The organism is Streptomyces sp. NPDC096311, assembly GCF_044763085.1.
Lineage (GTDB): Bacteria > Actinomycetota > Actinomycetes > Streptomycetales > Streptomycetaceae > Streptomyces.
This window is the reverse complement of sequence record NZ_JBIWFN010000001.1, coordinates 987,389-999,752: the sequence shown is the minus strand read 5'-3', so window position 1 is coordinate 999,752 and position 12,364 is coordinate 987,389. Positions and strand designations below refer to the sequence as shown.

General features: G+C 69.5%; 13 protein-coding genes. 6 read left to right on the top strand and 7 right to left on the bottom strand.

What is annotated here, in order from left to right; genetic code table 11:
• The first annotated feature begins 72 nt into the window (after positions 1-72).
• From ACIRA5_RS04420 to ACIRA5_RS04410, 3 genes are all read left to right on the top strand, one after another.
• Entirely contained in the window at positions 73-525 is a 453-nt protein-coding gene (locus tag ACIRA5_RS04420; RefSeq protein ID WP_352052197.1) for a MarR family winged helix-turn-helix transcriptional regulator, read from the top strand.
• A 222-nt stretch (positions 526-747) separates the two neighbouring features.
• Positions 748-891 (top strand): hypothetical protein, encoded by a 144-nt coding sequence (locus ACIRA5_RS04415; protein ID WP_403687115.1) that lies wholly within the window; start codon positions 748-750, stop codon positions 889-891.
• Positions 892-1,001: 110 nt separating this feature from the next.
• Positions 1,002-1,976, top strand: coding sequence for an NAD(P)-dependent alcohol dehydrogenase (locus tag ACIRA5_RS04410; protein WP_403687113.1), 975 nt, complete (start codon positions 1,002-1,004; stop codon positions 1,974-1,976).
• Positions 1,977-2,129: 153 nt separating this feature from the next.
• Here the strand turns inward: ACIRA5_RS04410 and ACIRA5_RS04405 are convergent, their stop codons facing one another.
• On the bottom strand, positions 2,130-2,501 hold the full coding sequence (locus tag ACIRA5_RS04405; protein WP_403687111.1) for a hypothetical protein: 372 nt from the start codon (positions 2,499-2,501) through the stop codon (positions 2,130-2,132).
• Positions 2,502-4,125: 1,624 nt separating this feature from the next.
• Here ACIRA5_RS04405 and ACIRA5_RS04400 point away from each other — a divergent pair.
• Positions 4,126-4,464, top strand: coding sequence for a hypothetical protein (locus tag ACIRA5_RS04400; RefSeq protein WP_403687108.1), 339 nt, complete (start codon positions 4,126-4,128; stop codon positions 4,462-4,464).
• 726 nt (positions 4,465-5,190) lie between these two features.
• Positions 5,191-6,312, top strand: coding sequence for a M12 family metallopeptidase (locus ACIRA5_RS04395; RefSeq protein ID WP_403687106.1), 1,122 nt, complete (start codon positions 5,191-5,193; stop codon positions 6,310-6,312).
• A gap of 334 nt (positions 6,313-6,646) precedes the next feature.
• On the opposite strand, the gene ACIRA5_RS04390 is transcribed toward ACIRA5_RS04395, so the two are convergent.
• The 6 genes from ACIRA5_RS04390 to ACIRA5_RS04365 form a co-directional block, all read right to left on the bottom strand.
• Complete coding sequence (locus ACIRA5_RS04390) at positions 6,647-7,222, bottom strand: hypothetical protein (protein WP_403687104.1); 576 nt, start codon at positions 7,220-7,222, stop codon at positions 6,647-6,649.
• Complete coding sequence (locus ACIRA5_RS04385) at positions 7,219-8,616, bottom strand: hypothetical protein (RefSeq protein WP_403687102.1); 1,398 nt, start codon at positions 8,614-8,616, stop codon at positions 7,219-7,221. Before ACIRA5_RS04385 ends, ACIRA5_RS04390 begins: the two co-directional genes overlap by 4 nt.
• Positions 8,613-9,446, bottom strand: coding sequence for an ABC transporter ATP-binding protein (locus ACIRA5_RS04380; protein WP_403687099.1), 834 nt, complete (start codon positions 9,444-9,446; stop codon positions 8,613-8,615). The genes ACIRA5_RS04385 and ACIRA5_RS04380 overlap by 4 nt, the downstream gene beginning before the upstream one ends.
• Positions 9,443-10,261: a zf-HC2 domain-containing protein gene (locus ACIRA5_RS04375; RefSeq protein ID WP_403687096.1), complete on the bottom strand. Its 819-nt coding sequence runs from the start codon at positions 10,259-10,261 to the stop codon at positions 9,443-9,445. The genes ACIRA5_RS04380 and ACIRA5_RS04375 overlap by 4 nt, the downstream gene beginning before the upstream one ends.
• On the bottom strand, positions 10,258-10,818 hold the full coding sequence (locus ACIRA5_RS04370; RefSeq protein WP_403687095.1) for an RNA polymerase sigma factor: 561 nt from the start codon (positions 10,816-10,818) through the stop codon (positions 10,258-10,260). The genes ACIRA5_RS04375 and ACIRA5_RS04370 overlap by 4 nt, the downstream gene beginning before the upstream one ends.
• Before the next feature lie 189 nt (positions 10,819-11,007).
• Positions 11,008-11,703 (bottom strand): alpha/beta fold hydrolase, encoded by a 696-nt coding sequence (locus ACIRA5_RS04365; RefSeq protein WP_403687092.1) that lies wholly within the window; start codon positions 11,701-11,703, stop codon positions 11,008-11,010.
• Positions 11,704-11,788: 85 nt separating this feature from the next.
• On the opposite strand from ACIRA5_RS04365, the gene ACIRA5_RS04360 reads away from it, so the two are divergent.
• Complete coding sequence (locus ACIRA5_RS04360; protein WP_403687090.1) at positions 11,789-12,346, top strand: TetR/AcrR family transcriptional regulator; 558 nt, start codon at positions 11,789-11,791, stop codon at positions 12,344-12,346.
• The last annotated feature ends 18 nt before the right edge of the window (positions 12,347-12,364 follow it).

The window sequence follows — 12,364 nt, the reverse complement described above, 5'->3', positions numbered from 1 at the left end:
TAGGAAGAATAGAAGTCAACTGATAATCTGTTCTACACCACAATCAGCTGCCTTACAAAAGGGGTCCGCCACGTGAAACATCCCGACCGGCGTACGGGCTATGTGGCCTGGCAGATCGGCCAGATCATGGCGACCCGGATCGAGCGCAGCTTGCGCCCCTTCCAGCTGACCCTCGCCCAGAACAGCGCCCTGGTGCAGGCTGCCTTCGACCCGGGCGTCACCAGCGCGACCGCCGCGCGCCGGGCGGCGATCACCCCCCAGTCCATGGGAACCGCCGTCAACGGGCTCGTCGAGCGGGGGCTCCTGGAACGGCGGACCGCTCCCGGCGACAGACGTACGCATCGACTGCACGCCACCGAGGCCGGCCTGCGGCTCGCGGCCGAGGCCGGCGCCGCCGTGGACGCCACCCACGCCGAAGCCCTGGAAGTACTCACACCGACGGAGCAGGAACAGGCCCACTCACTGCTCCTGAAACTCCTGGCGTCACTGAACCCGGCGGCCATGGACGTCGACAGCGCACCCTGAGGCGCCACCGAGCCGAGCAGGCCGCTCTCCCCCCCTGTACACCGAGCCCGATCGCATGCGGACGTTCGACGCCCCGCCCGTCCGGGGACGTCCGCCCGCCGGGTGATCCCCTCTCCGGCGCAAGTCGTCGTCCCGCCGGCGGAAGTCGGTTGACGGCAGTGGCGCCCAGGATGCGTGGGGGCAGGCGCAGTTGGTCACAGACGTGGCGTCGGGATCCACCAGATGCCCGAAACTCCGCGTCAGCCGCACCTGTTGCTGTGCGCGTCCGCCCTGGACGCGGACCTCGCCCGGGAGTTCGCCGACGTCATCGACAAGACCGGGACACAAGACCAGCCCCGTCGCCGCCTGGTTCTGTGCGTCACCTAGGGATTCGCCCCGATGCCCGCACCGAGGTCGCTCGCCTACCGTCATGAGTAGTGCTGAACTTCCGGTCAGCCGATCCCATCCACATCGAACTCGTATGCCGTGGAGGCCCGATGAAGGCGATCGCCCAGGACCGGTACGGCTCACCTGACGTCTTGGAACTCAGGGAGGTCGACAAGCCGGTCGTCGCCGACCATGACGTACTGGTTCGAGTCCACGCGGCCGCGGTCAACGCCCGCGACTGGCACCTCATGCGGGGCGACCCGTACCTGGCACGCCTGGTGCTCGGGTTGAGCCGCCCAAAGACGAAGATCCGGGGCACGGACTTCGCGGGTCGGGTGGAAGCGGTGGGCAGGAACGTGAAGCGGTTCCGTCCCGGTGACGAGGTATTCGGTGAGGTCGACGGGGCATTTGCCGAGTACGTGTGTGCCCAGGACAACGTGGTGGAGCCGAAACCAGCCGGCCTGTCGTTCGAGCAGGCGGCCGCGGTGCCGCTGGCGGGGAACACCGCACTGATGGGCCTGCGCGACCTGGGACAGGTACAGCCGGGACAGCAGGTACTGGTCAATGGTGCGTCAGGTGGCGTAGGTACCTTCGCCGTACAGATCGCCAAGGCGTTCGGCGCGGAAGTGACCGGCGTGTGCAGTACGAGAAACATAGAACTGATCCGGTCGATGGGCGCGGATCACCTCATCGACTACACCCGGGAAGACTTCACCCGGAACGGACGGCGGTACGACGTCGTGTTCGACCTGGTGGGGAACCATTCGTTGACCGAGTGCCGCCGTGCCCTGGCACCCACGGGGAGGCTCGTTCTCTCCGGTGGGGGCGTATCCGAAGGCGGGAGTCTTATCGGGCCGATGGGTCTCATCCTCAAGGGGCAAGTGATGTCTCACTTTGTCCACCAGCGGCTGCTCATCCTCACGGCGACGCCGAGCAAGGAGAACTTGGCAGCGCTGAGAGAACTCGCCGAGTCTGGGAAACTCACCCCAGTCATCGACCGGACCTACCCGTTGAGTGAAGTACCCGAGGCCATTCGGTACCTCGAAGTGGAGCACGCGCGCTCGAAGGTCGTCATCACCGTATGACGGCCCGCTGAGGCCCAGCATGCAGCTGAGGCCACCCCCTCTTCCTCACTCCTCCCGATACCTTGACCGGTCAGCGGTCAGCGGACAGCCATACGCGTAGCATTCGGCACCGCCGTTCGCGGTTTCGAATGCGGCCCCCGGGCAGTGGATGGGCTACCGGTTGAGGGTGACCGAGTTGTAGGGCGTCAGGTTGAAGCTCCCGATTTCCTGCATCTTGAGCGCCACGTGGCAGCCAACGCCGTTGGAGCCGGTGCACAGGCTCATGCTGGCGCCGCCGTACTGGTTGTTGAAGACGTAATGGTCGCCATACTGATTGCTCAGGTTGTGGGCGCCGTAGCTCCAGTACACGTTGGTCGGGTGGGGGTCGAGGTACGGGTTGCGGTCCTGGCCCCAGATGCAGACGGCACCGTACGGGCAACCATTCCAGTCGCCTTCAGCGGGCTTCGCCTGCGCCGCGCCGCACATCGCCACGACGGCTGTCGCCGCGGTCGCCAACGCGGCGACCCCGCGCAAGATTTTGCGCATGCCATTCCCCCTATGTCTGAACCGGTCGACGGAAAGGACATAACTATCGGCTGCGCGCCGCCGCTCTGACCATCGTTTCGACGGTGCCCGAAAAGGGTTTAGGCCGGCAATGCCGTAGGAGGAAGGTCGCGAAGTCGCAGGCCAGGCAACGCAAAGTCCTCCAGCCGACGGGTGAGCAACTGCGCAGGCCTACTGGCTGGAGACGATGCTGCGGGCCGCAGCAGCGTGATGGGACGGGAAGAAGGTGGGCGGGCCCAAGCGGCACGTCGTGTGACTGCCTGGGACTGCTGCTGGTCGTGATGGTCACTGCGGCCGGTGCTGTCCGGCATGCAGGCGTGCCGTCCGTTCCGCGGACGGAGTGTCTGCCGTCCGGTCGCCGGCTGGCCCCGGCCCGCCCTCTCGAGATTGCCTCGTGCACCGAGCTCCAGCGCCTCCAGTGTCTCGCCGACGGCCCCACCGGCTCATCGCGACAACCGGCTCTCACGGCCGTGTCCCTCATCAGCTGGAAACCCCGACGCCACTCACCCAAGTGGCGGTACCGCCACCCCTTGCAGACAGTAAGAGATATGAACCGTCACCGACGCTCACCCCGTCGAGCCCCTTGGATCGCGGGCGGTGCCGCCGTGCTGGTCGCCGGTGGCATCGGCGTCGGCGTGTGGGCGACAGTGACGCCCGACCATGAAGCCGCTCGGCCCACGCCGTCGCACGTAACACTGCCCACGTCTCCACGCACCCCGAAGCCCAAGCCGACAGCCACGGCTCATCCCCGGCAATCGGCACCCTCGAGCAACCGGCCTCAGCCGACGCCCCACAAGACGGCGACAGCCCCCTCGTTGGGGCCGAAACCGAAGCCACCGGCAACACGGCTCCCCATGCCCAAACCGTCGGCAACAGCAGTGCCGAAGCCCACGCCGAAACCGCCTGCACCGTCCCTGCCCAAGCCCACCCCCAAGCCCACGCCCACCCCCACGCAGCCTCCATCACCCAAACCACCGACAACTGCAACAGCAACAGCAAAGCCCATACCCACACTGAGCGCGCCGCTCCCGCCCAGGCCCACACCGATACGGCCTTCTGCGCCCAAGCCGCCTACGACAACACCGAAGCCAGCACCAACGCCGCCTACGCCCAAGTCCACGCCGCCCCCACCGCCGTCGCGGTCCGCGTCGCCCCCGCCGCCCGTGCCGCCCGTGTCGCCCGCGTCGCCCCCTCCGCCCGTGCCGCCCGTGTCGCCCGTGCCGCCCCTTCCGCCTGTGCCGCCCGTGCCGCCCCTGCCATCGGTATCGCCCCCGCCCCCCGTGCCATCGGTGTCCCCCGTGCCGCCGTCGCCGTCACCCTCGCCGACACGGTGGTACACGAGCGCGGCAGCGACGGCCGCTGCTCAGCGCATGGCCGCAGCAGGAGTAGTCGGCGATCCTGCCTGTTCACTGGCGGCCGTCGGCGAGCCGGACCCGGCGCAGCTTCCAACGGGCCTCACATCGGTCGGCACCGGGCAGGCCGGCAACTACTGGTGCCTGATCTGGTAGCGCCCTGGGTCCGGACCGCTCGAGTCGGCATTCTCGCGCGGCTGGCGACTAACGCAGCAGGACAATCGACCGCGCTGCTCCGACTGACCCGCCTGGGCGTGGTGAACGCGTTCGCCACGCTGCGGCTGCTGCCGATGAGCGATCGTGTCAACGGCGCGAAAATCCTCGTCCTGCGCCATCAGATCACGGTGCTGGAGCGCCAACTCGGCGCAGGGAACGTGCGGTTCACTCCGAGCGACCGGACGTTCCCAGCGGCGCTGCCGTGCCCGCTGCCCTTGGACGTTGCGCGGAGATGGCGGCTGCTGGTGCGCCCGGACACGGTGCCGCGTGGGCACCGCGACCTGGTCAGACGTCGGTACGCGCAGACGTCCAGGCCGAAGCACCCAGGCCGACCGCGCACCGTGCGCTCCTCGCACCTGAGCGGACCCGGACCTTGATCTGGAACCAGCGCCATCTGCTCCACGCGCTGCGGGAGTTCGAAAGCTTCTACGACGGCCGTCGGCCCCATCGAGGCATCGCGAACGCCGTCCCCCTGACCAATATGCGGCGTGACCGGCCGCGCATGCTGAGTCGCTGCGGGGCCGGAAGAAGCTGGACATCCGGACGGTCCCGAACGGGATCGTGTGAAAGTTCCATCAAACCGCCGGAGCCCGAGAACACCGTGGTGAACGCGGTTCCCCGGGATGCACAACAGCGAAATCTGGAGCAGCATCGAATCAGGGGCATTGGTTCGACCGGGATCCGCCGACTGCAATCACCCGTCGAGCGTTTCAGAATCCTACGCCAGGTCAGGAATGGCCTTTCAATGGTCAATAACTCTCGACCCGGCCGCGCACCGGGAAATGCCGCCATCAGCAGAAACGATGGGGTGTTTCGCTATGTCCAACAATCAACCGACGGGTGTCCCGGCACCGCTCCAGAACTTCGAGCCAGCTGTCGAACTGCTCCAGGAGGCAACAGGCAACGGGGAAGGACGCCTGGAGCGGGCCCGACTCGACAGTCCATGAAGACGAGAGCCCGGCGGCCGTGACGCCAATGCCGCGGCGGCGCAGCCGCCTCCCGTCGTGTCGTACCCGTTCGACTCCTGCCTGGGTATCGACTCGACCGGTGCCTGGAAGACGGTGACGATGCGCCAGCACGACCAGTACGCCTGTCCCGATGGCGTGAACGTGGACGCGCGAGCTCCCCGCCCCTCGCCCCCCGCCACAAGCAACTACGTCAGGAACATCACCATGACTGCTCAGCAGGAAAAGGACGCTCAGCGGTACTGCGCCCAACCTCCGCAGAGAATACCCGTGCTGCCCTCGGACCTCAGCCTTCCGCGGACCAGGGCGATACTGGCCAATCATGCGAAGTGGGTGAACGGCACTCAACTGCGCTACAGCTTCCTCGACGGCGCCGACGACGGTGTGCCGAAGGCGTGGTTGACCGAGGTCCACAACGGTTTCGAGGAGTGGGAGCGCCTTGGCATCGGATTGCAGTTCCGTCCCGCGGACAACCCTGCGGACTCGGAGATCCGGATCGCCTTTGCCGACGACGGATCCTGGTCGTACGTCGGCACGGACTGTCTCGGCATCAGCGCCGAAGAAGCCACGATGAACTTCGGGTGGGACCCGACGTCGCCCTACGGCAAGGCCACGGTCAGGCACGAGATAGGGCACTCGATCGGTTTCTGCCATGAGCACCAGAATCCGTTCGCCGGCATCGAGTGGGACGAGGAGAAGGTCTACGCGTACATGGCGGGCTCGCCCAATTTCTGGCCACGGGAGACGACCTACCAAAACATCATCCGCAAACTTTCCACGGACCAGGTGAGCGGTTCGCAGTGGGACGTAAAGTCGATCATGGAATACGGGTTCGGGCCCGGCCTGATCAAGCGACCGGAGGCCTATCAGAGCGGCATTCCTTCCCCGCTCAAACTGTCCGAGCAGGACAAAGAGTACGTGAACATGTGGTATCCGCCGCTCGCTCCTCACATGGACGAGTTGAAGCCGTACCAATCGACTGTCCTCAGCCTAGGCTCAGGAAAGCAGGCCGATTACGAGGTGATCCCGGAGAAGAGCCAGAAGTATCAGTTCGGCACCTTCGGGGACGCCGATGTGAAGATGGTCCTCTTCGAGGAAGCCGACGGTGAGAACCTGCACTACGTCACCGGCGAGGACGACAGCGGCGAGGACCGCAACGGCCGCTTCGAGGTCAAACTCTTCAAGCAACGCCGGTATGTCCTCCGTGTCCGGATGTACTCCACGTGGGGTTCCGGGAACGCGTCGGTCATGTACTGGTGACCGTCAGCCGATCGGCGAACCACGAAACACCGGAGCTCGCGGTACTCGCCGCCTCCTCCGCCGGCCTCCCGCAGGGCCACGCCTTCGCCCCGCCCCCGCCCTCAGCCGATCCGCCAGGGGCGCCAGTGCGGGGGCGGGGCGACTCTGCAGTCGCCCGTCATCCAGCCGTGGGTTGCCCGGCGGTGCCCGCCCCGCCCCCGCACTTGGGCGGACACCGCTGACGGATCGGTCACGGAGACACGCTGAAGTACTCCCGGTTTGCGGATGTTCGAGGCCGCGTGGTGGGCGCTCGATCCGATGCGTGCGCGTGCGGCACGCGACCGCGCTGCGGTCGTCACCGTCTCGGTCCCGCGACGGCGTAGGCCGCGGTGCCGGCCACCGAGAGGACCAGGGCCGTCCAGGTGCCCGCTGCCGTGCCGGGCGGCAGCAGCATCCAGCTCGCCACCCGCGTCGGCGCACTCGTCGGGGGCGGGGCAAAGAACGAGAACGAGAGCCAGGCGAACGGCAGCGTCCAGGCGTACTGGCCGCCGGAGAGCGCCGCGCCCAGGGCGACCAGTCCCATCAGGCCCGCGCTGTCCCGGACGACGAACGCGGTAGCGGCCATGTCCTCGCCCATCGCCTGCACTGTCAGCAGCACCGCGCCCACGACCGCGCCGGAGAGCAGCACGTGTGCCGTCCTGCGGGGCACCCAGCGGATCGCGGCCGTCCGGTCCAGCGCGAGGTCCTGCCCGCTGAGCCCGATCGAGGCTGCCATCGCCCCCGTAGCGAGGGCGAGCACGGGCAGCCGCGGATCACCGGTCACCCCGCTGCCGTCCCTGGCGAGTGCCCACACCGCCACCGCGCTGATCACCACCGCGGCGAGCGACGCGGGTACCTGACGCGAGCGCGCGTACAGCGTCAGCCATCTCACCGGGACGCACCGCCTTTCAGCGCGGCGAACGCGTCGCCCTTGCAGGAGAGCGCGGCGGCGCGCATCGCGTTGATCCGGGAGAGCTGCTCGGCCCTCGGCAGCGCCTTGAGTTTCTTCCACACCGGGCGGGTCTCGGCGTCGACCTCGCGGCGCATACTCGCTGACCAGGTGCCGGGAAGCGGTCCGAGGTCCCCGAGGACCCAGCCCACCGCGACGGTCTGCGCGAATTCATCTCCTCCGAAGCTGCTCCAGCCGACGGGGGCGCACCCTGGCACCATGCCTTTGGCGATCAGGGCCCAGGTCAGCTCCTCGCCCTTCGCGGCGGCGATGATGTCGTCGTCGAAGTCGAAGAGCACGGTCTTGCGGGACCAGTGCCGTGTGGAGCCTTGCGGCAGTACGGCGGTGTTCTCCCGGACCGAGACCGGCGCCTGGCTGCCCAGGGCGCCGTGCAGCAGCCGCAGCGCCTCCTTGCCGGGACCGGCGAGGTCGGCGAGTCGTGCCTGCTGCGTCTTCGTCACGCACACCGGGCCGTCGCACACCGGCTCCGCGGCGGCCTGGTCGACGACGTACATCCGGCGCGGGTCGGAGGGGAGGACGAGCAGAGCGATCACCGCGCCCGCCAGGACGGGCGTCAGGGCGAGCAGCCGGGCGCGCGGGGTCGCGGCGATCAGCAGCGCGAAGCCGGTCGCGGCCATGGCGAGCAGCCAGATCGTCTGCCCGACGTGAACGGAGGCGGAGAGCGTGACGAGTGTGTCGCGCACCTCGCCCACCGCCGGTGACAGCAGGGAGACCTGGTTCGGCTCCGTGCTCGAGAGTCCCGTCGCCGTGGTCGTCTCCGTCCGGCCCAACGACATCTGCATGAGGGCTGTGAACACGAAGGCGCCCATGGCCAGCGCGGGCGGGGTGAGCACGGACGGCAGGGCCCGCCCGGCCCCCATGCCCAGCACGGCCCCCGCGACGAGGGAGAGTGCCCCTACGAGCGAGATCGGCAGCCACCCGAGGTGGGTGTACTCGGTGTGGGCGACCACCTGGACCGCGCCCACGAGGACGAGGAGCGCGAAGGCCGAGGTCAGCGTGATCGCCGTCGCGCCGGCCAGCGTGGCCGCGCGGTGCCGGGCGGGCCGCGGCGTGCTCGTCAGCAGCTCGGACATCTTCGAGCGGTGGTCGCGCAGGCCCTGCAGCGCCCCGAGCCCCACGGCCAGCGGCCACAGGTAGAACAACAGGGAGCGGGTCCACAGGGCCATGGACGTCCACTGGGCTGTCCACGCCGTGGTGCCCGTCCACCACGATCCGGGAATCAGGTACAGGAACGCCAGCGCCGGCGCCAGGACCATCGCGCCGGCCCACGGGGCGACGGAACGCTTCAGCTCGATACGCAGGACGCGGACGTTCACCAAGTGCCCCTTCCCTGCTCCGGGTTGAGCAGCAGCGCCGAGTAGCCGCGCTCCAGGGGGCTGTCCCCCACGTGCTCGGGGCCGCCCACCGAGGCCAGCTCGTCCGGAGGGCCCTGGAAGACCAGTCGCCCCTCGGCGATGAGCACCACGTCGGTGCAGGCGGCGGCGACGTCCTCCACCAGATGGGTCGAGACGACCACGCAGGTGTCCGTACGCAACTCCTGCAGCAGCTCGCGGAAACGCAGCCGCTGCGCCGGGTCCAGGCCGACCGTCGGCTCGTCCAGGAGCAGGATCGTCGGGTCGTTGACGATGGCCTGGGCGATGCCGGCCCTGCGCACCATGCCGCCCGACAGGGACTTCATCCTCTCGTCGGCGCGGTCCGCCAGACCCACTCTCTCCACGGCGCGCTGCACGGCGGCGGGGATGTCCGCCTTGGGCACCTCCTTCAGCCACGCCATGTACTCGACGAACTCGCGCACCGTGAAGCGCTTGTAGTAGCCGAACTCCTGCGGCAGGTAGCCGATACGGCGGCGCAGCGCACGATGCTCGCCCATGCCGCCCGCGGACTCGCCGAGCAGCTCCAGGGTGCCCTCGGTGGGGCGCAGTACGGTGGCGAGCGTCCGGATGAGGGTGGTCTTGCCCGCCCCGTTGGGGCCGAGGAGGCCGTGCACGCCGGTGCCCAGCGACAGGTCGAGCCCGTCGACGGCCATCCGGTTCCTGCCGACCTTGACCTTCAGCCCGGTGGCCTGGATCTGCCAGGCGTAGGCCGTCGGTGCGATGTCGGCCGCGTTTGCCGCGGACATGGTGTGGTGTTCCTTTCCGATGGTCATCGATGAGCTCCCAGCACGGAGTACGCGCCCCTGCGTGCGATCACGACGGCGGTGCCGAGCGCGAGGAGCAGTCCCCACACGGGCAGGCTGCCCGTCTGCAGGGTGAAGGCCGTACGGCTGGTGGCCAGGGTCGGCGCCAGGACCGCCGCGACCCACACGGCAGCCAGCGCGACGGCGGCGCGGGTCACGCCGACGAGACCGCCGAGCGCCAGGGTCGTCGAGGTGAAGGCCAGACAGGGCAGCAGCCACTGCCCGGCCGTCACACCGGTCGTCCACCCGGCCACCAGCAGCGCGGGGACGACCACGGCGAGCACGGACGCGGTGCGCCGCAGCACCAGGTACAGCCCCGCCCTCGGCACGGAGGCCGTCAGCTCGTACGCCGGGTCCAGGCCGCGCGACCACGACGCCGCGACGCCGAGGACGGGCAGGATCGGGGCGAGCAGCAGCACCAGCGACACCTCGCCGAAGCCGGTGCCGACCAGGTCGAGCAGGAGCGCGAGCAGTGTCACGCTCACGACCATGGCCAGCCACGGCACCATCGTGGGCGTCATCCACCTCGACAACCACGCCGACCGGCGCCGTCGGCGCGGCATCGTGGCGGTGGCGGCCAGCTGGGGTTCGAGGTCGGCCCACACGGTACCGACCAGCACCGCCACGGCGGGCACCTCGAAGGTGACGGCGGCCGACAGCCGGTCACGACACACCCCGCACGCCTCCAGATGGGCCTCCAGGGCCCAGACCTCGTCGGCGGCGAGGTCCGTGCCGCCGCGTGCGTAACCGTCGATGATCCGCGTCGACGCGTGTTCCCCGCTCATGCCAGCGCCTTCCGCATCTCGATACGAGCCCGGCGGGCACGGGTCTTGACCGTGCCCTCGGGCAGTCCGAGCAGGACCGCGGTCTCCCGGACGGAAAGCCCGTCGAGCACCATGGCCTGCAGTACCTGTCTGAGTTCTGGCGCGAGGTGCCGCAGCGCGTCGCCGACGTCACCGCCGACGGTCGTCGCGAGTGCCTCCTCCTCGGCGGCGGGCGCCGCGTCGGGGAGAGCGGCGACCGTCGGCGGCTCGGCGTGGTGGGCTCTGCGCCGGAAGGCGTCCACGAGGCGGCGCGCCGCGATCGTCCACAGCCATCCGGCCGCCGTCCCGCCCGTCGAGGACCCCGCGAACGCCCCCGCCGCGCGCCACACCGCCAGATACGTCTCCTGCATGACCTCGGCGACGATCTGTTCGTCGGCGCAGCGACGGCGCAGCCGCAACGCCATCCACGGCGCGGTACGCCGGTACAACTCCTCGAACGCCGCGCGGTCACCCCTCGCCACCAGCCGGACGAGCTGTTCCTCGTCCAGCGCGCGCGGTGCCTTCCTGACTGATCTCACACCGGCTAGACGCCCGAGTCGCGCCGCAGGTTTTCCCCCCAACGTGATCCGCGCCACATGCAGGAAAGCGCGTGGGCTCCCTTTGCAGCGAAAGAACAACGCCAAGCGGTTGACCTTGGAGGGCCGCGCGTCAGGTGAGAGGGCCCTTGAGGTCCTCGGATCGCCGGCCTGGCTCGTCCGCGGCTGCCGTCACAGGCTCAGCAGCAGGTCCCGGACCGCGGCGGGCCGGGACAGGAACGGGTGGTGGCCGGCGTCGAGTTCGACGACGCTGCCGGCCCGGCGGGCGAACTCGCGCTGCAGGCGCGGCGGGGTGCCCCGGTCCTGAGCGCAGACGAGGTACGTCGAGGGCACCTGCCGCCATGCGGCCGCCCCGACCGACTGCCCGGTCACCTGGACGCTCTGCCGGGCGAGGTGGTCCGCCGCCTGCGCCTGGACCTCGGGGTCGCAGTCCTGCAGGAACGTGTCCACGAGCAGCTCGGGGCGGACCCCGAACGTGCCGGCGTCGGTGTCGACGTCGAGGAACGGGGCGGGGCCGCCGTCCCCGAACTCCGACAGGCTCTGCCCGACCTCGGGCAGGTAGCTGGAGACCAGCAGCAGGTGGCGCACCGATCCGATTCCCGCGGCGGCTTCCGCGGTGATGATGCCGCCGTAGCTGTGGGCGACCACGACGGTCGGCTCGTCGCCGGCCTGCAGCACCTGCCGCACCGCGGCAACATCCTCGGACAGCCCCGGACCGCCGACGCCGCCGGGCAGGCCCGCCTCGCCGCAGCTCGGCAGCGCCGGGGCCACGCTCGACACCCCTCGCTCCTGCAGCAGATCGGCGGTGCGGTGCCACCACCACGACCCGTCCCGCACGCACGCCCCATGCACGAACACGACCCTCATCGCTACCTCCACGACTGCCTCGACTGCCTCGACTGCCTTTCGATCAACGGTAGACGTAGCTGCTGTTACGTGAAAAAGTCGCGCCGTGGGCAGACGACCGCAACCGCACATCAAGGAGAGGCTGCTCGATGCCTGCGCTGATCACGCCCTGGCGCACGGCCTCCCCGACCGGCTCGAGCCGCTGGCCACCGCCACCGGCACCTCGGCCCGCATGCTGATTTATCACTTCGGCACCCGCGACGCCCTGCTGCGGGCCGTCCTCGGGCGCGCGCGGCAACGCCAACTCGACACATTCGGCGCCCTCCTGCGGGTGCGACCCGACGAGCCCTACACGGCCACCCTTGATCGCGCCTGGACCTCCATCACCGGCCCGGACGGGCGGCCGTACCTACGGATGTTCGGTCAGCTGCGCGAGAGCGCGGAGCAGCAGTTGTGGCCCCACTTCCGGCGCACCGCGACGACCGACTGGCTCGGGCCGCTCGAGGACGGCCTGCGCAGCATCGGTCGGCCGGATCTCGCGACGCTCGTCCTCGCTGTCATCCGTGGTCTCCTCATGGACCTCGACGCCACCGGCGACACCACCCGCACCGACCGGGCCTTCCGCGACTTCCTCGGCACACTCGAGCACCTGTCCGGCAGCTAGTCAGGGGCCGCCCGGCGG